Origin of the sequence: Halobacillus mangrovi, assembly GCF_002097535.1 — a bacterium.
GTDB lineage: Bacteria > Bacillota > Bacilli > Bacillales > Halobacillaceae > Halobacillus > Halobacillus mangrovi_A.
This window is the reverse complement of sequence record NZ_CP020772.1, coordinates 170,857-193,041: the sequence shown is the minus strand read 5'-3', so window position 1 is coordinate 193,041 and position 22,185 is coordinate 170,857. Positions and strand designations below refer to the sequence as shown.

General features: G+C 41.9%; 25 protein-coding genes, 2 tRNA genes and 1 other annotated feature. Of the genes, 17 read left to right on the top strand and 10 right to left on the bottom strand.

The features are described from left to right. Positions 1 to 210 precede the first annotated feature (210 nt). Positions 211 to 924 carry a YaaC family protein gene (locus HM131_RS01145; RefSeq protein WP_085027116.1) on the bottom strand — a complete coding sequence of 238 codons (714 nt, stop codon included), beginning with the start codon at positions 922 to 924 and terminating at the stop codon, positions 211 to 213. Between the two features lie 200 nt (positions 925 to 1,124). Between HM131_RS01145 and guaB the strand changes: the two genes are divergently transcribed. The 10 genes from guaB to HM131_RS01090 all read left to right on the top strand — a co-directional run bounded on the left by guaB (position 1,125) and on the right by HM131_RS01090 (position 10,847). After that, the gene (gene guaB / locus HM131_RS01140) at positions 1,125 to 2,594 is read left to right on the top strand and encodes an IMP dehydrogenase (RefSeq protein ID WP_085027114.1); all 1,470 of its coding nucleotides are present in this window, start codon (positions 1,125 to 1,127) and stop codon (positions 2,592 to 2,594) included. Between the two features lie 105 nt (positions 2,595 to 2,699). Continuing rightward, entirely contained in the window at positions 2,700 to 4,034 is a 1,335-nt protein-coding gene (locus HM131_RS01135) for a serine hydrolase (RefSeq protein WP_408607088.1), read from the top strand. 122 nt (positions 4,035 to 4,156) lie between these two features. Then, entirely contained in the window at positions 4,157 to 5,041 is an 885-nt protein-coding gene (pdxS, locus tag HM131_RS01130; protein WP_085027112.1) for a pyridoxal 5'-phosphate synthase lyase subunit PdxS, read from the top strand. 219 nt (positions 5,042 to 5,260) lie between these two features. Further along, positions 5,261 to 5,851 carry a pyridoxal 5'-phosphate synthase glutaminase subunit PdxT gene (gene pdxT / locus HM131_RS01125; protein WP_085027110.1) on the top strand — a complete coding sequence of 197 codons (591 nt, stop codon included), beginning with the start codon at positions 5,261 to 5,263 and terminating at the stop codon, positions 5,849 to 5,851. A 39-nt stretch (positions 5,852 to 5,890) separates the two neighbouring features. After that, positions 5,891 to 6,119, top strand: a binding site (T-box leader). Between the two features lie 54 nt (positions 6,120 to 6,173). Continuing rightward, positions 6,174 to 7,448: a serine--tRNA ligase gene (serS, locus tag HM131_RS01120; RefSeq protein ID WP_085027108.1), complete on the top strand. Its 1,275-nt coding sequence runs from the start codon at positions 6,174 to 6,176 to the stop codon at positions 7,446 to 7,448. 327 nt (positions 7,449 to 7,775) lie between these two features. Next, positions 7,776 to 7,868 (top strand) — tRNA-Ser (locus tag HM131_RS01115). Between the two features lie 270 nt (positions 7,869 to 8,138). Beyond that, positions 8,139 to 9,335 carry an MFS transporter gene (locus HM131_RS01105; protein WP_232324840.1) on the top strand — a complete coding sequence of 399 codons (1,197 nt, stop codon included), beginning with the start codon at positions 8,139 to 8,141 and terminating at the stop codon, positions 9,333 to 9,335. 107 nt (positions 9,336 to 9,442) lie between these two features. Further along, complete coding sequence (locus tag HM131_RS01100) at positions 9,443 to 9,661, top strand: hypothetical protein (protein WP_085027104.1); 219 nt, start codon at positions 9,443 to 9,445, stop codon at positions 9,659 to 9,661. Positions 9,662 to 9,744: 83 nt separating this feature from the next. Then, the gene (locus tag HM131_RS01095) at positions 9,745 to 10,359 is read left to right on the top strand and encodes an NAD(P)-dependent oxidoreductase (protein ID WP_085027102.1); all 615 of its coding nucleotides are present in this window, start codon (positions 9,745 to 9,747) and stop codon (positions 10,357 to 10,359) included. A 23-nt stretch (positions 10,360 to 10,382) separates the two neighbouring features. Continuing rightward, positions 10,383 to 10,847: an NUDIX hydrolase gene (locus HM131_RS01090; RefSeq protein WP_085027100.1), complete on the top strand. Its 465-nt coding sequence runs from the start codon at positions 10,383 to 10,385 to the stop codon at positions 10,845 to 10,847. 44 nt (positions 10,848 to 10,891) lie between these two features. On the opposite strand, the gene HM131_RS01085 is transcribed toward HM131_RS01090, so the two are convergent. Both HM131_RS01085 and HM131_RS01080 read right to left on the bottom strand, forming a co-directional pair. Next, complete coding sequence (locus HM131_RS01085) at positions 10,892 to 11,575, bottom strand: deoxynucleoside kinase (RefSeq protein WP_085027098.1); 684 nt, start codon at positions 11,573 to 11,575, stop codon at positions 10,892 to 10,894. Then, positions 11,572 to 12,213: a deoxynucleoside kinase gene (locus HM131_RS01080; protein WP_085027096.1), complete on the bottom strand. Its 642-nt coding sequence runs from the start codon at positions 12,211 to 12,213 to the stop codon at positions 11,572 to 11,574. The genes HM131_RS01085 and HM131_RS01080 overlap by 4 nt, the downstream gene beginning before the upstream one ends. 246 nt (positions 12,214 to 12,459) lie before the next feature. Between HM131_RS01080 and HM131_RS01075 the strand changes: the two genes are divergently transcribed. Both HM131_RS01075 and HM131_RS20540 read left to right on the top strand, forming a co-directional pair. Continuing rightward, positions 12,460 to 12,532, top strand: a tRNA-Arg gene (locus HM131_RS01075). 194 nt (positions 12,533 to 12,726) lie between these two features. Beyond that, positions 12,727 to 12,864 (top strand): DUF6241 domain-containing protein, encoded by a 138-nt coding sequence (locus HM131_RS20540; RefSeq protein WP_157130736.1) that lies wholly within the window; start codon positions 12,727 to 12,729, stop codon positions 12,862 to 12,864. An 83-nt stretch (positions 12,865 to 12,947) separates the two neighbouring features. Here the strand turns inward: HM131_RS20540 and HM131_RS01070 are convergent, their stop codons facing one another. The 4 genes from HM131_RS01070 to modA form a co-directional block, all read right to left on the bottom strand. Continuing rightward, a complete protein-coding gene (locus HM131_RS01070; protein ID WP_085027094.1) occupies positions 12,948 to 13,151 on the bottom strand; it encodes a hypothetical protein in 204 nt (67 codons plus the stop codon). A 111-nt stretch (positions 13,152 to 13,262) separates the two neighbouring features. After that, positions 13,263 to 13,883, bottom strand: a complete 621-nt coding sequence (locus tag HM131_RS01065) for an ATP-binding cassette domain-containing protein (protein ID WP_085027092.1) — start codon at positions 13,881 to 13,883, stop codon at positions 13,263 to 13,265. An 18-nt stretch (positions 13,884 to 13,901) separates the two neighbouring features. Next, entirely contained in the window at positions 13,902 to 14,576 is a 675-nt protein-coding gene (modB, locus tag HM131_RS01060; RefSeq protein WP_085031720.1) for a molybdate ABC transporter permease subunit, read from the bottom strand. Then, on the bottom strand, positions 14,576 to 15,346 hold the full coding sequence (modA, locus tag HM131_RS01055) for a molybdate ABC transporter substrate-binding protein (RefSeq protein WP_085027090.1): 771 nt from the start codon (positions 15,344 to 15,346) through the stop codon (positions 14,576 to 14,578). The genes modB and modA overlap by 1 nt, the downstream gene beginning before the upstream one ends. 99 nt (positions 15,347 to 15,445) lie before the next feature. On the opposite strand from modA, the gene HM131_RS01050 reads away from it, so the two are divergent. The 3 genes from HM131_RS01050 to HM131_RS01040 all read left to right on the top strand — a co-directional run bounded on the left by HM131_RS01050 (position 15,446) and on the right by HM131_RS01040 (position 16,658). Next, a complete protein-coding gene (locus HM131_RS01050; RefSeq protein WP_085027088.1) occupies positions 15,446 to 16,102 on the top strand; it encodes a M50 family metallopeptidase in 657 nt (218 codons plus the stop codon). A 91-nt stretch (positions 16,103 to 16,193) separates the two neighbouring features. Then, positions 16,194 to 16,298, top strand: coding sequence for a YjcZ family sporulation protein (locus tag HM131_RS01045; protein WP_085027086.1), 105 nt, complete (start codon positions 16,194 to 16,196; stop codon positions 16,296 to 16,298). 108 nt (positions 16,299 to 16,406) lie between these two features. After that, positions 16,407 to 16,658 carry a hypothetical protein gene (locus tag HM131_RS01040; protein WP_085027085.1) on the top strand — a complete coding sequence of 84 codons (252 nt, stop codon included), beginning with the start codon at positions 16,407 to 16,409 and terminating at the stop codon, positions 16,656 to 16,658. Between the two features lie 29 nt (positions 16,659 to 16,687). On the opposite strand, the gene HM131_RS01035 is transcribed toward HM131_RS01040, so the two are convergent. After that, positions 16,688 to 16,876, bottom strand: a complete 189-nt coding sequence (locus HM131_RS01035) for a hypothetical protein (RefSeq protein WP_085027083.1) — start codon at positions 16,874 to 16,876, stop codon at positions 16,688 to 16,690. A 129-nt stretch (positions 16,877 to 17,005) separates the two neighbouring features. Between HM131_RS01035 and aldA the strand changes: the two genes are divergently transcribed. Then, positions 17,006 to 18,457 carry an aldehyde dehydrogenase gene (aldA, locus tag HM131_RS01030; RefSeq protein ID WP_085027081.1) on the top strand — a complete coding sequence of 484 codons (1,452 nt, stop codon included), beginning with the start codon at positions 17,006 to 17,008 and terminating at the stop codon, positions 18,455 to 18,457. Positions 18,458 to 18,493: 36 nt separating this feature from the next. Here the strand turns inward: aldA and HM131_RS01025 are convergent, their stop codons facing one another. Both HM131_RS01025 and queF read right to left on the bottom strand, forming a co-directional pair. Then, positions 18,494 to 19,306, bottom strand: a complete 813-nt coding sequence (locus HM131_RS01025; protein WP_085027078.1) for an AAC(3) family N-acetyltransferase — start codon at positions 19,304 to 19,306, stop codon at positions 18,494 to 18,496. Between the two features lie 71 nt (positions 19,307 to 19,377). Next, positions 19,378 to 19,872 (bottom strand): preQ(1) synthase, encoded by a 495-nt coding sequence (gene queF, locus HM131_RS01020; protein ID WP_085027076.1) that lies wholly within the window; start codon positions 19,870 to 19,872, stop codon positions 19,378 to 19,380. A 420-nt stretch (positions 19,873 to 20,292) separates the two neighbouring features. Between queF and acsA the strand changes: the two genes are divergently transcribed. After that, positions 20,293 to 22,002: an acetate--CoA ligase gene (gene acsA, locus HM131_RS01015; RefSeq protein WP_085027074.1), complete on the top strand. Its 1,710-nt coding sequence runs from the start codon at positions 20,293 to 20,295 to the stop codon at positions 22,000 to 22,002. Positions 22,003 to 22,185: the final 183 nt, after the last annotated feature.

Sequence of the window (22,185 nt, the reverse complement as noted above, 5' to 3'; positions counted from 1 at the left end):
CGAGACTCCTGAGGGACAAAAGTCTATGGTGAGATCCTGCAAGGCGAAGCCTGAGGAAGCTCACCGGACTCCCACAGAAAGCGAGCGATTTCCTGGATCTCCTATCTCTATTCTGGTAACGGAAACTCCGCCACATAAAACGGATCAACATCTCGATATCATTTTTTCAAGATGAGAAGGCTTAAATGTGGAATTATTTTGCAGGGACAATTACGTGGATGAGAATTGCTCTTTTAGCCAATCAGAAATGAGCACAGGAATTTGCCCTGATGCCGCCTGTAAGAATTGGACGATGAAGACGTAATCTTCTCTGTCTCTCATTTGCTGCATTTCTCCCCACCATTCCCCTTCATACCGAACGAGCATACTGAGGTTATAAAGTACCGCAAAATAAGCAAGCAGCGGCGGCCATTTTTCTTCTATCTCTCTATCTTTTTCAGGCTTGAATTGATACATGGAAGCCATAGGTTCCAATGGATAAAGTAGTTCATCCATAGATATTTTTTCTTTAGACGACGAGAAGCTGAATAAATGCTGCGCAGCATAGGGAAACAGACCGTGTGGCTGAATCCGTACATCATCCTCTAAAAAACGATAGTGCTGCTTTTTTCTTTTTCTAGTAGACAATCCGTGCGCAAGCACTTTTGCTGTCGCTGGATAACCAGGATCAACTGTTAAAATTAAGCTTTTTAAATAATGGTTCAAACCGTAATAGTAGAGAAGCGGTTGAACACTAAGCGGCGTTCGTTCAGCAGTCGTCCAATAGTCGTTTCCCATGGTCAGACCATACATGAACCGTTCAGCATTGTGAAAGGCATGGTGATCAGCTTTAGGATGCTCGATTTTTTCATAACAAGCAGAAAGGAAAGGTCTTGTATGAGCAGTCACTTGTAAGTATGTAAGGATAGGATCTGTATTTTTCATAAGCTCTCTCCTTTCTTTCTTATCCAAATGGAAATTCGTGTGCTTTCAATTGAAATTTGTGATGGCTGGCAAATTTTTTTAGGTTGAAAAAGCACTATCATTGTCGTATTGTAAATAACAATAAGTAATTGTGTTACGTATTACCCACTTATTTTACCCACCTTTAGCTAAACTATTTTAAGAAAAAGGAGAGATCAAGCATGCGTGAGGATAAGTTTACAAAAGAAGGATTAACATTTGATGATGTCCTTTTATTGCCGGCTAAATCGGACGTACTGCCTCGAGATGTATCGTTAGCTACAGAACTAAGCCCGACGTTGAAATTGAATATGCCAATTATCAGTGCGGGTATGGATACGGTAACCGAGGCGAGCATGGCGATCGGCATGGCCCGTCAAGGAGGCCTGGGCGTCATCCACAAAAATATGTCGATTGAAGAACAAGCCGAGCACGTCGATCGTGTCAAGCGCTCTGAAAGTGGCGTCATTACTAATCCATTCTTCTTGACCCCAGAGCATCAGGTATTCGATGCCGAACATCTGATGGGTAAATTCCGCATTTCTGGCGTACCGATTGTAAACAACGTAGAGGAACAAAAGCTTGTTGGGATCATTACGAACCGTGATCTGCGATTCATCGAGGATTATTCTATTCAAATCAGCGATGTGATGACGAGCGAGGACCTTGTGACAGCTCCTGTAGGTACGACTTTGGATGAAGCAGAGAAAATCTTGCAGAAATACAAGATTGAGAAGCTCCCAATGGTCGATAGTCAAGGAATTCTTAAAGGCCTTATCACGATTAAAGATATTGAAAAAGTCATTGAATTTCCGCATTCAGCTAAGGACGAGCAAGGACGCTTGCTCTGTGCCGCTGCTGTTGGGGTAACAGCGGATGCAATGACTCGTATTGACAAACTTGTTGAGGCGGGCGTAGATGCTCTTGTTGTCGATACCGCTCACGGCCATTCTCAAGGAGTTATTGAGCAAGTGAAGCGTATTCGCGCGAAATATCCTGAGATCAATATCATTGCAGGGAATGTAGCTACAGCTGAAGCTACGCGCGAATTGATTGAAGCGGGTACGGACGTTGTAAAAGTGGGAATCGGTCCTGGTTCCATCTGTACAACCCGTGTTGTTGCTGGTGTAGGTGTTCCGCAAATTACTGCCGTTTATGACTGCGCAAGAGAAGCAGAAAAATATAACAAACCAGTAATTGCTGACGGCGGAATCAAATATTCCGGTGACATCGTCAAAGCTCTTGCAGCAGGTGGACATGCGGTCATGCTCGGCAGTCTGCTTGCAGGTGTGACAGAAAGTCCTGGAGAAACGGAAATCTTCCAAGGACGTCGTTTCAAAGTTTACCGAGGAATGGGATCTGTTGGAGCAATGGAATCTGGCTCGAAAGATCGTTACTTCCAAAGTGAACAAGAATCCAAGAAGCTCGTACCAGAAGGAATTGAAGGACGCATGCCTTACAAAGGACCTCTTGCAGACAGCATTCATCAGCTGCTTGGTGGATTGCGCTCAGGAATGGGATATTGCGGAACTCCGACGATCGATGCACTTAGAAACGATTCGAAGTTTACAAGAATTACCGGCGCGGGCTTGCGCGAAAGTCACCCGCATGACGTTCAGATTACTAAGGAATCACCAAACTACTCCGTTTGACCTGGTAAATAGTTGCTAGACAGGGACTTTTCCCTGTCTATTTTTTTGTTTAAGCATGTGATAAAATAACAAAGATGCATATTTTAAGGGTGGAGGTCGAGTAAGTTGATACAAAGATTCAAAGCATCACTGGCCATTACATTGGCAATTATTATGACGATGACCGGAGCTTTTGCAATTCCTAAACATACATATGCGGCTACGGTTGATTTAGAGGCGAAATCAGCCATTTTGGTAGACGCTGAAACGGGGAAGGTATTATTTGATAAAGAAGCAGATTTAACCTTGCCTCCTGCGAGTATGACGAAGATGATGACAGAGTACTTAGTACTTGAAGCGATAAAAGAAGGGTCAATTAGTTGGGATACAACGACCCAGATCAGTGAATATGCTTATGAAATCTCAGCTAACCCTGAATTTTCAGGCGTAGGCTTAAAGATGGATAAAGATTACACCGTTCGCGAACTCTATACGGCAATGGCGGTTAATTCTGATAATGCAACGACAATTACGCTTGCAGAATTAATTGCTGGGTCTGAAAGTGAATTTGTGAAAATGATGAATGAGAAAGCTAAGGAAATGGGATTGCCCGATTATGAGTTTGTTAATTCTACAGGGCTTAATAATTCTCACTTAGGGGATAACTATCCAGAAGGAACAGAGCCGGATGCAACGAACATGCTTTCCGCAAGAGCCGCTGCTTTGCTCGGTTACCACTTGATCAATGACTACCCAGAGGCACTGGAATTCTCCAGCAAGCCAACGGCAGAATTTGATGGACAAACGGTAACGAACTGGAACTGGATGATTCCGAATATGCCGGGCCACCTTGCTGCTTTTGGATATGAAGGTGTCGATGGACTAAAAACAGGTTACACAGAACTTGCAGGTAATACGTTTACAGGAACGGCCGAACAGGATGGACAGCGTCTGATTGCGGTTGTCATGAAGGCTGATTCAAGAGAATCACGTTTCCGCCAGACTGCAAAACTTTTTGATTACGGTTTCCAACACTTCGAAAGAAAGCAATTATTCGATGCAGGATACCAGCTTAAAGACGAATCGAAGTTAGAGGTAGCTAAAGGTAAAGAGGAAACAGTCGAGATCGAAACGAAAGAAGCTGTTCAAACTCTTGTGAAAAACGGGGAAGAAGAGCAGTATTCTATCCAATACAACATTAATAAGGATCAGTTGAATGAGGACGGAAAACTGGAAGCGCCTGTTGAAAAAGGTCAAAAGATCGGTACAGCTGAGGTTGTTTATAGCGGTGAGGAATCTTATGGCAATATCCTGCCAGATAGAAACTCCACGACGGTTGATTTGGTAACAACTTCCTCTGTAGAAAAGTCGAATTGGTTTATGTTAATGCTAGGTGGTATCGGTGACTTTTTTGCTGATGTATTTACTGGTGCTGTCGATATGGTTAAAGGCTGGTTTTAATTAGAAAAGCCAATATAAATAGTAGGATTTGAGGCTTGATTGCGTTACAATAGAGGATAAGAATCTATGATTCACGATCATTCAATGATAGATCGATATAGCTGATTAGGGAGGAATATATCATGTCACAAACAGGTACGGATCGCGTAAAACGCGGTATGGCCGAAATGCAAAAAGGTGGCGTCATCATGGACGTCGTAAATGCTGAGCAAGCTAAAATCGCTGAAGAAGCGGGTGCTGTAGCCGTAATGGCTCTAGAACGCGTTCCAGCGGATATTCGTGCAGCTGGCGGAGTCGCTCGTATGGCTGACCCGACCATTGTCGAAGAGGTTATGAATGCTGTGTCCATTCCAGTTATGGCTAAAGCACGTATCGGCCATATCACAGAAGCTCGTGTACTTGAAGCTATGGGCGTTGATTATATCGACGAAAGTGAAGTGCTAACCCCTGCTGATGAAATTTACCACATTAAAAAAGATGAGTACACTGTACCATTCGTATGTGGTTGTCGTGACCTTGGTGAAGCAACTCGTCGTATTCGTGAAGGCGCATCTATGCTTCGTACAAAAGGTGAACCAGGTACAGGAAACATTGTTGAAGCTGTAAGTCACATGCGTAAAGTTCAGTCTCAAATCCGTCACCTTCGTGGTCTTTCCGAAGATGAAATCATGGTATATGCGAAAGAAAACGGCGCTCCATTTGATCTTTTAATGGAAATTCGTGAAGAAGGCCGTCTTCCGGTCGTAAACTTCGCTGCAGGCGGAATCGCTACTCCAGCTGACGCATCTCTTATGATGCAGCTTGGTGCAGACGGAGTATTTGTTGGATCCGGAATCTTCAAATCCAACAACCCTGAGAAATTCGCACGAGCAATCGTAGAAGCAACGACACACTATGACGATTACAAGCTAATTGGTGAACTATCTAAAGGTCTTGGAACAGCTATGAAGGGTATGGAAATGTCTACACTTACCGCTGACCAACGCATGCAGGATAGAAGTCAATAATAATTAAGTGTGGAGGCGACTGTTCAGCGACGTACGGACTGGACTGAGCTGGAGGAGATAAAGGAAACACGAAGAACGAAGTGATTCGATGTTGACTTATCGTACAGAAGCGAGGGAAGTCTCGCTAGTCGCTAGGAGCCGCAACCGGATAGATTAGGTGTAGAGGCGACTGTTTAGCGACAGTCGTCCTAAGTTTGAAACATAAAGGAGACATGCATCATGACTACTATCGGTGTATTAGGACTTCAAGGAGCCTTTCGTGAGCATGTTCGTTCTGTAGAAGCTACAGGTGCAGAAGCCGTTGTAGTGAAAAAGAAAGAACAGCTGGATGAAATTGATGGTCTAATCATTCCAGGAGGCGAAAGTACAACTATTCGCCGTCTTATCGATAAATATGATTTTCTTGAACCGATTCGTCAATTCGGATTACAAGGGAAACCTATCTTTGGCACATGCGCCGGTTTGATTTTGCTTGCTTCTGAGATTGACGGTTCCTACGATGTACATTTAGGCGTCATGGATATCAAAGTCCGTCGAAATGCTTTTGGACGTCAGCGTGAAAGCTTTGAGGCAGATCTCGATATTAAAGGTGTAGCGGAAGGTTATAATGCTGTGTTCATCCGAGCTCCATATATTGAGGGTGTAGGTGAAGAAACAGAAGTGCTGGCAACTTACAATGGTCATATCGTAGCTGCTCAGCAAGGGCACTATTTGGCTTGTTCATTCCATCCTGAATTGACGGATGACCATCGTTTGACAGCTCATTTTGTGCAAATGGTAGAAGAATCCAAAAAAACACTTGCATTATAAATCATTTTCAGCTAATCTTATGTAACACAATCACTAATCATTAACGCGATGATAGGAAATAGTAGCGTGATCTTCTTTTCTTAGAGAGTCAGTGGGTGGTGGAAACTGACAAAAGAGATGCGTGAATCCATCCTTGAGTGCCTGACTGAAACCAATCAGTATGTCGGGCCGGCCCTCACCGTTATGAGTTAAGCCGGAAGATCAGTATGTGATCTTCAACCTGGGTGGTATCGCGGGAAGCTATAAAACCAAAGCTCTCGTCCCTTTTCTAAAGGGACGGGAGTTTTTTATTTTATATACACAATAAAAGGAGGATATAGCCATGTTAGATATGAAATATTTGCGTCAAAATTTTGATGAAGTCAAAGAGAAATTGAAAAACCGTGGAGAGGATCTCTCTGATCTTGATGCTTTTGGTGATCTGGATGTTAGACGCCGTGAATTAATCAAAGAAACAGAAGAATTGAAAGCCCGTCGTAATGAAGTTTCCAAAGAGATTTCTCAGCTGAAAAAAGCAAAAGAAGATGCTGATGACAAAATTAAAGAAATGCGTGAGGTCGGCGATCGTATCAAAACACTGGATACAGAGCTGAAGGAAGTGGAAGAAAAATTAGAAACCATGCTTTTATCTATTCCGAACATCCCGCATGAAAGTGTCCCTGTAGGAGAAGATGAAGACGATAATATAGAAGCAAGAACATGGGGAGAAGCTCCTGATTTCGATTTTGAAACGAAAGCACACTGGGATGTAGCTGCTGATCTAGGTATTTTAGATTTCGAACGTGCCTCTAAAGTAACTGGAAGCCGTTTCGTCTTCTATAAAGGTCTTGGAGCCCGTCTAGAGCGTGCTCTGCTCAACTTCATGATGGACCTTCACGCTGATGAACACGGCTATCAGGAAATGCTACCACCGCAAATGGTAAACCGTACATCTATGACAGGAACAGGCCAGCTGCCTAAGTTCGAAGAGGATGCCTTTAAAATTGAAGGATGGGATTATTTCTTAGTTCCGACTGCAGAAGTGCCTGTTACGAACTTCCATCGAGAGGAAATCCTATCTGCTGAAGATCTGCCACAAAAATTCGTAGCCTTCAGCACCAACTTCCGTTCTGAAGCCGGTTCTGCCGGAAGGGATACGCGAGGTCTCATCCGCCAACACCAATTCAATAAAGTTGAACTCGTTCAGCTTGCGAAACCAGAAGAATCTTATGACGTGCTGGAGGAATTGACAGGACACGCAGAAAAAGTTCTTCAATTGCTCAAATTGCCTTACCGTGTCATGAGCATGTGCACGGGAGACCTTGGTTTTACGGCAGCAAAGAAATACGATATTGAAGTATGGATTCCGAGCCAGGATACGTTCCGTGAAATCAGCTCTTGCTCTAACTTTGAGGATTTCCAGGCCCGTCGTGCTGGCATTCGCTTCCGTCGTGAGGAAAAAGGAAAGCCGGAATTTGTTCATACGTTGAATGGCTCTGGATTAGCTATTGGACGTACCGTTGCGGCAATCTTGGAAAATTATCAGCAAGCGGATGGTTCTGTAGTCGTACCGGAGGTTTTGCGTCCGTACATGGGTGGAAAAGAAGTCATTAAATAATGGGCTGAAAAGCTTAAGTCAAAAGCGTTGAATCTAAAGGGAAAGCCGAACGATGTGTAAACATTCGTTCGGCTTTCCTTTTATCCAGAAATACCGCTTCGTCAACATCCTCCTGTTCCGAGAGCGTGGTCTCACCCTTCACCGGTAGTAAAAAAGCACGCATACGACTAAGATTTTATTCCACGGATTGACTTCAAGTTTGGGGATTAGTATAATAACGGAGTGGCAAAGGTGATTCAGTCACTAAAGAAATTTTTATAGAAAAAATTCTTTTATTTTATTGACGGATTAACATCACCATGATATTATATTCATTGTCGGTCACACGGAGGAGTACCCAAGTCCGGCTGAAGGGAGCGGTCTTGAAAACCGCCAGGAGGTTTGCGCCTCGCGGGGGTTCGAATCCCTCCTCCTCCGCCATTTAATTTCAACAATAGCGCATAAATATTGGAGATTTAATAGAACAGAAATCGTTACGTTATGTAACGATTTTTTATTATCTTAGAAAACCCTCATTGGCTTAAGCCAGTGAGGGTTTTTTCTGTTTACACTGTTTCTAATTCATCTGTATCTAAGAGCACATCTTCTTTATTAGGATGTGTTTTTTCGATATGCTGTTCTCCCCATTCACACAGCATGTCGAGTGCTCCTTTTAGCGTCCAACCGTATTCTGTCAGTTCATACTCCACTTTGGGATCACAAACTGAAAGAGTCCATGCATCTACTGTTCAGCATAAACAAGAAACGAATACGTTTGCGCTGCTTGCCCTTGCGATCAGTGCGTTTGGAATTGGTACGACAGAATTTGTGCCTGTTGGATTATTATCAGCCATTGCCGGAGACCTGTCTATCTCGATTACTCTTGCTGGTCTTTTAATTTCGAGTTACGCTGTAGGGGATCCTGTGCTGACTGCACTGACAAATAAAATGAATCGGAAAAGCCTGCTTATGGCACTTATGGTTATTTTTATATTAGGAAATTCAATGGCTGCTTTTTCTACAAGTTTTGGTTTATTGCTCACTGCTCGAATTGTTACAGCTTTTTCTCATGGGATCTTCTTTTCGATTGGTTCCACAATTGCAGCAAGTCTAGTCCCTGAGCATAAACGGGCAAGCGCAATTGCCTTTATGTTCACGGGCCTTACGGTAGCTACAGTGACTGGTGTACCTCTAGGGACATTCATCGGTCAAACCTTTGGATGGAGGGCTACCTTTGGAGGAGTTGCCTTACTAGGAGTCATCGGAATCATTGCCAGTGCTCTTCTCGTACCGAAAAATCTTGAAGAAGCACCATCAGCTAAATTCAAAGAACAAATGAGAATATTGAAGAATGAAAAAATTGTTCTTGCCTTTATCATCACAGCTTTAGGTTATGGCGGCACGTTTGTTGCCTTTACGTATTTAGCTCCGTTACTCGAAAAAGTTACAGGTTTTAACCCGAGCTTTGTCAGTGTGATCTTGCTCATTTATGGTGTAGCAGTAGCGATCGGTAATACGGTCGGTGGCAAGGTCTCAAATCAAAACCCGCTAAAAGCTCTGTTTTGGATGCTTGTCCTACAATCAATTGTTCTACTCATAATGACGTTTACGATTCCTTTCAAAGCGATCGGTCTCGTTGTTATCTTCCTTATGGGGTTATTTGCTTTTATGAATGTTCCTGCTTTGCAGATTTTAGTTGTAAATCTGGCAGAAAAATATATCCCATCAGCTGTTAACGTTGCCTCTGCTTTAAACATTGCTGCCTTTAATGTCGGAATAGCTATCGGCTCCTTTGTTGGAGGAGTGGTTGTGGATTCTATGGGGCTGATTCACACACCTTGGATTGGAGCACTTATGGTGGCAGGTGCGGTTCTGTTAACGAGTATTCTTACAAAATTAGAAAAATGATGAAAGAGGAATTCCTCCACGGAGGGATTCTTCTTTTTTAATATGTAAGCAGGATTTTGTTCACTTTTCCCTAATATCTTACAGTAGAAGAAGCAAGGAGGATCATTATGAAAAAGTTTTGCATATATGGATCCGCGCTTATCATAGGAGTTATAGTTTTAGGGTTTTCCATTAACTATTGGGGGTATTCAGATTCATCTAAGGTATCTACATCAGAAAACATCAAGCCTTCGGATGAAGAAGAAATAACAAACAAAGAAACACGACGAAACAATTTGCTCAGTATTTTGAAGACTACTTTGAAGGTGGTCAATCAGAGTTTCTAAGCTCCTGGCTCGACTATTAACAGTTTCTATTGACGCACAAATCATAGATAATGGAATAGGAAGATATATGAAGGGGGTAAATCATGAAAATTATTGTGTTCGGTGCCACTGGAGGCACAGGGAAAGAATTCGTTAAACAAGCGTTGGGAGCAGGACATTACGTCACCGCTTTTGTCCGAACCCCTTCCAAATTGCAAGTAGACCACGAGCGGCTGACTATCATTCAGGGGGATGCCCTCAATAAAATTGATGTAGATCGAGCTGTAGAAGGACATGAGACTGTCGTTTCCTGTTTGGGTGCAGAAGGATTGAAACCTTCAACCGTTTTAGAGGAAATGGCCCAAAACATCGTGCTCGCTATGCAAAAACACGGACTAAGGAGAATTCTTTATGTCGCCTCAGCAGGCATATATAAGGAGATTCCTGGATTTCTTGGCTGGATGTCTCAACGCCTATTAAAAAATGTGTTAGAAGATCATAGGAGAGCTGTCAATACGATTATGGCTGCTGATTTAAACTATACAATCGCACGCCCAATGCGGTTAGATGATGGAGCACTGACGAAAGAGTATCGCTCGACAGAAGGTATTGTACCGGAAAATGGGAAACGAATTAACAGGAGTGATGTTGCCCACTTCTTACTCACTGCTTTAGAAGAAGAAAAATGGATGAGAGAAACGGTTGGCCTCGCAAACTAATGAGCTAAAGAGAGGAAGATTTTTTGGGATACGTTGAAGATTTACGTGCGATCGTAGGTAATAGGCCGTTAATATTTGTCGGTTCTGTAGTCATTGTTGTCGATGATCGCGATAGGGTTTTGCTCCAGCAGCGGAGGTCCCCGCATGGAGTTTGGGGGCTACCAGGCGGTCTGATGGAATTAGGGGAAAGTACAGAAGAAGTCGCTAAACGGGAAGTCTACGAAGAATCTGGTTTAATTGTAGATGATCTTAAGCTATTGAACGTCTATTCTGGAAAAGATCAATTTATTAGAGCGGAAAACGGTGATGAATTTTACGTGGTGACAACAGCTTATTTTACTCGATCGTTTTCAGGCGATATGAAGGTAGACCCAGATGAATCGCTCCAATTTCAATTTATTTCTGCAGATAAGCTTCCTGATCAAATGATTGGCAGTCATAGGACAATGCTTAAAGAATATATCATAAATCAAAACCGAAAAAATTAAAAAAATCCTGCAGAAACCTTATGTTCTGCAGGATTTTATATTTATTAAGTTAGGAGATGGCTGGAGCGCCACTTCCGTGATTGTTGAATAAAATGTCCAATCTTTTCAAGAATCGGCTCGATGCTTTCTTCGTTGTTCAGCACATCGTAGTCTGCAATATTCAATCGAAGAACTGGACATGAATTGAAATTATCAATCCAGTTCTCATAGCGATTAAACATCTCTTCCCAATATTCAATTGGAGTTTCTTGTTCCATAGGACGACCGCGTTCTTTAATGCGGCTGACGATATCGTCAAAAGAACCTTCCAAGTAGATAAGCAAGTCCGGATGCGGGAAATAAGGTGTCATAACCATCGCATCAAACAAGTTACGATACGTTTCGTAATCCGTTTCAGACATGGTTCCTTTTTCATAATGCATACGAGCAAAAATGCCTGTATCTTCATAAATGGAGCGATCCTGGATGAATCCTCCACCGTATTCAAAAATTTTCTTTTGTTCTTTAAAACGTTCTGCTAAAAAATATATTTGTAAATGGAAGCTCCAACGCTCGAAGTCTTGATAAAACTTATCTAAGTAAGGGTTGGTATCCACTTTTTCTAAAGAAGTACGGAAATTCAGTGCTTTCGCCAGGGCATTTGTCATGGTCGATTTACCGACTCCAACGGTTCCTGCAATCGTGATCACACTGTCATGGGGAATTCCGAAGCGTTCACGTGCGTTCATTTGATAACTTCTCCTTTATTTAAATGTTGCTCGACTTGATCAACAATATAGTTCAAATCTTCTTGATGTTTAACAAAATCCAAATGATCCCCGTTTAATCGAATAATAGGAATCTCAGGGTGTGTGGCTTCAAAATGGTTCATAAAATCCTCATAGTCCTGTGATAATTGTTTCAAATAGGACGGCTGGATATTGGCTTCAACATCGCGATTCCTCATCCGAATACGCTCAAGCAAGGTATCTAAGCTTGCATGCAGGTAAACAATGATATTCGGTCGTGGCATATCGTTTGTTAATATATCAAAAATTTGAGAGTACTTAACGAATTGATCTTCTCTCAACGTGCGGCGTGCGAAGATCATGTTTTTAGAAATGTGGTAATCGGCAACAACCGGCTTTTCTAACTTCAAATACTTACGATCGATATCTTCCAGTTGTTTGTAACGATTACACAAGAAGAACATTTCCGTCTGGAAACTCCATTCTTCAATATTATCGTAAAACTTGCCTAAAAACGGGTTCTCCTCAACGATTTCCTTCAGCAAATGAAAATCAAACTGGGAGGCGAGCTTTTTAGACAGAGACGTTTTCCCTACCCCAATGGGCCCTTCAACAGCGATGAAAGGTGTTTGTCCCATCTCTTCTCCTCCTTAAACACTCAATTAAACGTGCACCTTTGATTAAAGTTTATAAAAATATCATTCATTTATGAATTCAGTGGGTGCTGTTAGTAACAATAAAACACAATGTTCGATACGTTTAGACAGACAAATAACATTTTATCATATACAAAGAGAGGAAGTAACATCAATGGGTCAATTTGGGAAAGAAATTGCTTTTCAATAGGCGTGTTGTTTTGTATAATATTCTACGTACGCTTTTTAGCCCCCGTAGCTCAGGGGATAGAGCATCGGTTTCCTAAACCGTGTGTCGCAGGTTCGAATCCTGCCGGGGGCGTTATTATCAAAATGACGCACAGTGTAATGCTAATAAGCCAGTATCAGTTAGTACACAGATAGATTACTAATAAGGTATCCATATTTCCTCTTTCGTTTTCTTGTGATTTTCACAGGATTACGGAAGAGGATTTTTTTCACTAAAATCAAAACTGTTTTAAAAAATATGCGAAGAGAAAGAGGTTTGAATAAAGTTTGGCGAAGGATGTCAATTTTTACGCAGCTGAAGTTCATAATACCATTTGGGAATGGAAAGGCGGAAATGTAGGAAAAGTAACAAGGCTCATGAGTACAACTGAAGAGCAGCAATATATTGAAATTCATTTTGAATAGCCGAATCCGCAGGCTCATATCTCATAGCGATATGCACCTCCTCCCTAAAATTGCTTCATGTATCGCTTGTATTGCCGGGCGATCTACACCCAGCATCTGCAATTTGGACAATGCTGCCCATGCTTTTGCCGCTTCATAATAGCTTCACAATGATGGCATTTCACGGCACCAGTCTTTTCGGTTAAATAAGCGGTACGATTTAAAAATGTATCTCTGCTTGATCTCATATTTCTAATAGCAATGATAATGACTATTGCTATCCCTATTAACGAGATGAACATGGCCATAAAATCCCCCCTTTATCTTTGTTAATAGGGATACGAATAGATAATGAGCTAGTTTCAAATAACATACTTGGATCATAAGAAGAGAGGCATATCGCCGGTCGATATGCCTCTCTATTCGTTTATGATCTGTCCTCTATGCATATAGATGATACGATCTCCCAGCTTTTTAGCTTCGTACTCATCATGGGTTACCATAACGATTGGAATCTTCCACATCTCATGCAGCCGTTTTAATTCCTGATGACATTCTTCTCTTGTTTTAGTATCTAAAGAGGAGAAGGGTTCATCCAGAAGCAAAAGATCGGGCTGAGTGGCTAATGCACGCACTAAAGCGACACGTTGTTTTTCTCCGCCTGAAATTTGTCGAGGATATTTATTCAGGAGGTGCTCAATTCCGACCACACGTGTCAGCTGATTTGTTAATTCCCTATCAGCAGCTCCGTATTCAATATTCTTTTTTACAGTCATATGTGGAAAGAGAGCATAGTCTTGAAACAGGTATCCGACCTTACGCTTCTGCACGGGAACAGGTTTTTCATTCGCGGCATAAAGCATTCTGTTATTCAACTGTATTTGCCCTTGATCAGGATTGGTAAGCCCGGCGATACAATTCAATATCGTCGTCTTACCGGAACCAGATGGACCAAATAGGATAACAATTTCATTTTCTACGGTCATATGGATATCGAGATGAAAGTGAGCCAGTTGTTTTTGAATGGTGATTTCTAGCATATAACTGCCTCCATACGTTTAGTCTCTTTGATAGGGTGATATTTTTCTTTTCGTCCACCAATTCAGCCATAACACCGAACTAAATCCAAGACAAAGAATGACAATCACCCACATTTGGGCTTGTTCCATTCGTCCCGCTTCTACAGCAAAGTATATAGCAAGGGGAATGGTGTCGGTTTCTCCCGGAATATAGCCGGCAATCATAAGCGTTGCTCCAAATTCGCCTAGTGCACGAGCAAATGTTAAGACGAGACCCGCCAGAAGCCCAGGCCAGGCAAGGGGGAGCGATATCGTGAAAAAGACTTTAAGTTTTGAAGCACCCATGGTTAACGCTGCATTTTCGATATTAGGATCGTAGTTTTGAAAGGCGGCCGCTGCACTTTGATACATTAAGGGAAAAGAGACGACGATCGCAGCAATGACAGCTCCTGTCCACGTAAAAACCACTTGAAGATCAAACCATTCCAGCAGCCACTTGCCTATCCATCCATTTTTACCAAACAGATAGAGCAGTCCGAAACCCACTACTGTCGGAGGTAAAACCAATGGAAGTAATAGGATAGATTCAACGATACTTTTCCCGGGAAATAATTTACGAGAAATAAGTCTTGATAATAGGATTCCTCCTATGAAAACGATGATGGTAGCAATCGTAGCTATTTTAAGAGAAAGCCATAAAGGAGAAGCGTTCATCATTGATCATCCACTTTCTGAAAACCATAGTTGTGAAGGATTTTTTGTGACGGTTCACTCAATAAATAGGAAAGAAACGATTTGGCTTCTTCTTTCTTTTCGCTAGTTGATAGAATAGCAGCAGGATATATGATCGGTTTATGCCATTTCGGGTCTAAGGTAGACAGAACGGAAACCTGATCTGATATCTGTGCGTCACTTGCATAGACAAATCCATATCCTACGTTTCCTGATTCGACATAAGCAAGCACTTGTCTGACATCACTAGAAAAGACAAGCTGGCTTTGGATTTTACTCCAAACTTGAATCGTTTGGAGGGCTTGTTTCGTATAAGTACCAGCAGGCACACTTTCTGGATCTCCAATAGCCAGCTGTTGTTCCGTAGACCAGGAGGGAAGCTCTTCAAGCGATCCCTGTTGTTCTTGACCTTTTGGCCCGATCATTACGATACGATTTGATGTAAAATCAGTCCGTGAATCGGGTTCGACAAGTTTTTTTTCTTCAAGCTTGTTCATCCAAGCTTGATTGGCTGACAAGTAAAGGTCTACAGGTGCTCCATGCTCGATTTGTTGAGCTAATTTACCTGATCCTGCAAAATTCAGTCTGATGTTAACGTGATGGGTTTCTTCATATGTATTGACGATTTCTTGAATAGCATCCGTTAAGCTTGCTGCAGCAGAGATCGTCAGTGTGGTTTTGGGTTCTGGTTCTGATGCGCAGCCAAATAGAAATAGAACGAATAAGAATAGGGGAGCTGTTTTTTTTATCATTTTTCAATCCTCGGTTATTAATGTTAGTCATTATTATAACGCCATATAAAAAATTTGACGAATCATTCTGTCTACTCTTATTAAGAAAGGATCGTCGTTATGAAAATGCAAATCCTCATTGGTTTAGTTTTAGCTTTATTGTTGACTCAGCTTCCGATTGCAGGGAAGTATTTCGCTATATTGAATACGATGATCCACGAAAGCGGACATTCCTTGATGGCTTTATTAACAGGAGGGGAAGTAAGGAGAATATCTCTGCTTCCGAATACATCAGGTACAACGATGACCGGTCATTCCTCTTGGGTCAGCCACGTATTAACCAGTATGGCCGGTTATGTATTTGCATCATTTTTTTCGTTCTTGTTTTTCTATCTTATTGTTAAAGGGCAATACAAATGGATGATTTATCTATTGTTAGCTTTCTTAGCCATCAACCTTATTTTTTGGGTGAGGAATGTGTATGGATTGTTTTGGATCGTTACGTTCGGAGCAGGTTTTATATGGTTATTGAGAAGTGGAAATCAAACCTTGATCCAGTACGTATTAATTTTCTTAGCCTCTTTAGTATTCGTCGAAGCTCTAACAAGTGCTTTTGAAATCATGTGGATCAGCTTTGTTTCCCCGTTACAAGCGGGAGACGCTGCAAACTTAGCACGCGCCACAAAATTCATTCCGGCACCGATATGGGGAATCGCCTTTTTTGCTCAAGCTCTATACTTTGCCTGGCTTACTCTCCGACGAGTATTTTTGGTGTGAATAATAAAAAATAAAAAAACTCCGCTCCTGCCCTGCCTAACCTTTTGAAAGTGAATAAGGTAGTAAAGTAAGCAAGAGAGGAGGTAGGCAAATGAGCTACGGATATGGCGGAGGTTTCGCGCTATTAGTTGTCTTGTTCATCCTATTGATCATCATTGGTGCATCTTTTGTAGGTGGCCGTGGATACGGTTATTAATTTATAAAATTTGAAAGCGGTATTCCCGCTTTCTTACATAAAATTAGTTTTTAGAGAATGATTTCAGGGTATGGGTAAAAAGACTATAGTGTACGGAGGATTGGTATTATGGATTTAAAAGAGCGCTTACTTACACACGGGTATGATCATATTGATATCCTGATCATTGATGAGGAAGCAAATCAAACGACTATTCCCGATATTACTCTGCATAAAATTAATGACTTGGAGTATAAGCTCTACCTCGATCCTGAAACGATAAACTATTATTTGAACGAAGAAGATCCTTACTTTGCAGCAGAACAGAAAAGTGAAGATGGCGGAATGAAAAAAATTAAAGGTTTTGTATTAGAGTGGTAAAAAGGAGTCCTTATTAAAAGGACTTTTTTTTAATCTTTCTTTTTCTTCTTCCGTTCTATTCGGTCGACAATACCCCCTGTGATCAGAAGGAGTCCTGATACGAAAAGCAGACCAGATATCATAGGGTTTTGGATGGATATATACAGAATAATAGAGGCGATAAGGTTACATAAGCCAATTACCCCTAAAATCCAAAACATTTGATTTTGTTCATTCATCGTATCTCCTTCTTTCTCATTTAGGTTATTCCTGCTTTTCCCTTGTTAGTAAAAGATTAACCGACTCTTTGGTTTATGATGGGTTCAATGGTGGAAAGAGTGTCATAAATCATTTTAGGAGGAATTTTCTTGAAGGAACATCAACTCTATATTAATGGTGAATATACAGCATCAACCGGAAACGAATGGATCGATATTATAAATCCAGCGACAGAAGAAGTCATTTCAAAAACACCAAAAGGGACAAAAGAGGATGTAGACCGTGCAGTTCAGGCAGCAGTGGAAGCCCAGAAAGGCTGGGAGTTGACTCCGAACATCGAGCGTGGAAAAATTGTGCGTCAGTTAGGAGATCGAATTGAAGAGAATCGGGCAACCTTCATCGACCTTTTGCAAGAAGAACAAGGGAAAGACTACGAGCTTGCGAGTGGTGAAGTTGATTTAGCTATCGATTATTTCCGCTACATGTCCGAATGGGCACGCCGAATTGAAGGAGAAATCGTTCCCAGTGACCGTGCGAATGAAAACATATTTATCTATAAAAAGCCAATTGGGGTCGTGGGTGGAATCGTTCCATGGAACTTTCCTGTCTTCATATTGGCCAGGAAAGTCGCTACAGCCCTAGTAACTGGCTGTACGATTGTGTTGAAACCAAGTCAGCAGACTCCTAATACGGCTATGGAATTTACTAAGATCATACATTCTATGGAGGAAATCCCTAAAGGTGTGTACAATGTCGTTACCGGAACAGGATCAGAAATAGGAAATGCCCTCGCATCCCATAAAAATGTCCATATGATTTCGATGACAGGGAGTGTCCCTGCAGGTACCAAAGTAATGGAAGCAGCTGCGCAAAACATAACGAAAGTGAACCTGGAGTTAGGAGGTAAGGCTCCTGCCATCGTAACAGCTAACGCAGATCTTGATGTCGCAGCAGAGAACATCACTACTTCAAGGCTGGCAAACAATGGTCAGGCGTGTACGAATGCGGAGAGGGTATATGTCCATGAGAGTGTGGCCGATGAGCTTATTGAAAAATTACGGCATCGCTTTGAATCTCTGACCATTGGAGATCCACGTGAAAATAAGGATGCTGATGTAGGTCCGCTTGTCAGCAAGGATCGCCTGGAAGAAGTCGAACAAATGGTGAAAGAAGCGGTCAATGCAGGAGCGAAAGTAGAAATCGGTGGAGAAAGACCTGATCTTGAGAAAGGCTTCTTTTTCAAACCAACCATTCTAACTAACGTGGAGCATGACATGGATATTATGCAAGAAGAGATCTTTGGACCGGTTATTCCTGTAACAACATTTAAAACTCTTGATGAAGCGATTGAAAAAGGGAATGACACAGACTATGGACTTTCTTCTTCTGTCTATACCGAAAATATGCATGAGGCAATGCGAGTCGTCAATGAATTGAAATTTGGTGAGACGTTCGTAAACCGAGAGAATTTTGAAGCCGTTCAAGGCTATCATGCCGGAATGCGTAAATCCGGCTTAGGTGGTGCAGATGGGAAGCACGGAATGGAAGACTTTCTTGTCACCCAAGTCGTCTATATGCAATATAAAAACGATAAACAATAAAAGATGCGAAAAAGGGTGTCCTTAACGGGCACCCTTTTATTGTGAAGAAAGGTTCGTTTTTAACCATTTAGTAGCGAAATCAACAGATTCTCGCATGGAAAATAGACTGGCATCTGCATTCCCTACTTTCCCTTTTTGGACCACGTAAGCTTGTTCGAATTCTGCGCCGATTTTTTCAAAAGGCTCATCATCAATATCGACATCCGCGTAGGTGAGCCATTGTGTCTTCCCTTCTTCCGCTAACGGAGCACCTCTTGTCTTTTCTTTACGCACATGGGAGCGGTATTCCGATAAATGAAAGCTAGTGTTCGAATCGTATCCTACGCCAAGTAACAAGATTTTTGCCTCTCTCTCATAGGCTTGACCGAGTGGAGATGTGTCGCTCAAAGGATAAGACAATTCGTGTCTTTCTGTCATTCGCTCAGCTTCTTTCCCCCAGGCTGATATAGAAAAAGCAGGGTGATAACTGCGGGAAACACCTGGAAACTTACGAAACAATTCAGGAAGTACGCCTAGATAGGTAGAAGGAGTCTTATCTGGATCGAATGCAGGCATCGTATTTCTTATTGTTTCATGCCATTCCTCTGGTACAGGTGGGTTCTCCCATTCGAAAGGATCTGAGAGCGTCGGTGAATGAGTTTGGAACACTAACGTTCCTTCCTTTGTAATGGTGTCTATTAAGGCTTGGATGACAGCTTGCGGTCCTCCGCTTGTCCAACCGATCGCTTTCATGGAAGCGTGGACGAGAATGATATCTCCTTTCTTTATACCTAAGTTATATAAGTTTTGTTTCAGGCTTTCTAAGGTTTGAGGCGTGGCCGTTTGCTCAATGACCTTTTTCTCGCTCAATAAGAATACCTCCTTTTTCTACAATTATATAAAAAAAGAAAAGCCCTACAAAAAAGGCTTTCCTTTATTACTCAGCGGTTATCAATCGTTTCTGGATACATATCATGATTCATCATGCGATGGTCTGCCATTTGTTCAAATTTCGTCCCCGGCTTTCCGTAGTTGCAATAAGGGTCGATAGAAATGCCGCCTCTTGGAGTGAATTTACCCCACACTTCAATGTATCGAGGGTCCATCAATTCGATCAGATCATTCATAATAGTATTGACGCTGTCTTCATGGAAGTCTCCATGATTGCGAAAGCTGAATAAATAGAGCTTCAGAGACTTGCTTTCAACCATCTTCTTATCCGGAATGTAGCTGATATAAATGGTAGCGAAATCCGGCTGTCTCGTTTTCGGACATAGAGTCGTAAACTCAGGGCAATTAAATTTAACGAAATAGTCTCGATTAGGGTGCTGGTTATCAAACGTTTCAAGAACGGCAGGATCATACTGAAACGAATATTCATTATTTTGATTCCCTAGAAGGGATAGATTTAAGTCATCTTCTTTACGGCCAGGCATAGATAACACTCCTCTTTAGTTATTTATTAGTTTATTTTTCCTCCTCAGGTCATCCAATATCTGGATGACCTGAGGAGGAAGATTATACAAAAAAATCCGCAGCTCTAAGGGCTGCGGACTAAAAGTTCAGCTTCCTTAGTTTTTTATAGAGGGGTGCTAAGAAACCTCTTAATTATACGATTTATTGCTTCAATCATTATATAAATGCGATGAATCCCTGTCAATCGACTTCCTTCTCTTGACCTAATTATGTAAATATTTAGTCATTTCCCTTTAAAAATCTTCCCTTTTCCCCTAAAATAAGAAGTAATTCATGAAAAATTCTGAAAATACCCCATTGAAAGAGCTCTGCAAACGACAGAGCTTACTTTAGGCACAAGTAGAAAACGTTTACAAAAAACATTCTGATGAGGTGATTTAATGGATATGCAACCAATACCAGCAAGATCAGGCAATCACAACATGGAAAACTACAAAGAAACGTACAACCATTTCAATTGGGATGAAGTGAAAAGTAATTTTACGTGGAGTGAAACAGGCAAGGTAAACATTGCTTATGAAGCAATCGATAAATATGCCGCAGATCCACAAAAGAAGAATCAGGTAGCGTTAAAGTATTCAGCACCTGACCGTGAGGAAGAGTTAACTTTCGAAGATTTGAAAGTGCAAAGTAATAAGTTTGCGAATGTATTGAAGAAACACAATATAGAAAAAGGCGACCGTGTTTTCTTGTTCATGCCTAGAAGTCCGGAATTTTATGCAACCTTTTTCGGTATTTTAAAAGTCGGTGCCATTGCTGGTCCACTTTTTGAAGCTTTCATGGAACAAGCTGTACGGGATCGCTTGGAAGATAGTGAAGCAACGATGCTGGTTACGACTCCTGAGTTATTGGAGCGTGTTCCAGTCGATGACCTGCCCGCTTTAAAACAGATTGTTCTCGTTGGAGGAGATGCTCCAGGCAACTACATTTCATTCGATGAAGAAATGAAAGATGCTTCCGAGGACTTTGAAATTGAATGGGTAGACCTCGAAGATGGAATGCTGCTTCATTATACCTCTGGTTCTACGGGTAAGCCAAAAGGGGTTTACCATGTTCATAATGCGATGATCCAGCATTACCAGACAGGAAAATGGGTGCTTGATTTGAAAGAAGATGATGTGTACTGGTGTACAGCTGACCCAGGCTGGGTAACGGGAACTAGCTACGGAATTTTTGCACCATGGCTGAATGGAGTAACGAACGTAATTCGCGGTGGCCGTTTCAGTCCAGATGATTGGTACGGAACTATTGCTGAGAAGAATGTTTCCGTTTGGTATTCAGCACCGACTGCGTTCAGAAAATTATTGAGTGCTGGGGCTGAGGTTGCCCAGAAACATGATTTATCCTCATTACGACACGTATTGAGTGTTGGGGAACCATTAAATCCAGAGGTCATCACATGGGGACTGGAAGCCTTTGACCTGCGCATCCACGATACGTGGTGGATGACAGAAACGGGAGGTATGCTCATTTGTAACTACCCTGCGATGGATATGCGACCAGGTTCCATGGGTAAACCATTCCCTGGGATCGTGGCTGCAATCGTCGATAACGATGGTAATGAGCTGCCGCCGAATCAAATGGGGAATCTAGCGATTAAAGAAGGCTGGCCATCTATGATGCGTGCCATCTGGAATAATCCAGGAAAGTATGAAAGTTACTTCTTGAATGGATGGTATGTCTCAGGTGACAGTGCCTATATGGATGAAGACGGTTATTTCTGGTTCCAGGGACGTCTTGATGATGTCATCAATACTTCTGGTGAACGTGTCGGTCCTTTTGAAGTAGAAAGTAAGCTGATTGAACACGAAGCTGTGGCGGAAGCTGGAGTCATCGGAAAACCGGATCCAGAGCGCGGAGAGATCATCAAAGCCTTCATTACACTCCGCGAAGGATATCAGGAATCAGATGATCTGTTAGAAGATATCCGCCAATTCGTGAAAAAAGGTCTAAGTGCTCATGCGGCTCCAAGAGAGATCGAAATTAAAGATACGATTCCAAAAACTCGTAGTGGTAAAATTATGCGCCGCTTGCTGAAGTCGTGGGAACTCGGGTTGCCGACAGGAGACACTTCTACACTAGAAGAATAATAAAGCCGAAAGAAGCGTGCCATATGGGTACGCTTCTTTTTTAATCAATCACAAAAATTTTCATTTATTTATACTTATCTATTACTGCATACGAGGTATGGAAATTATTCACTATAAAAGAACACATTAGCGTAATAAAACGAGTGAACATAAGATAAACGCCTTCGCTTTGTAGGGCTATGG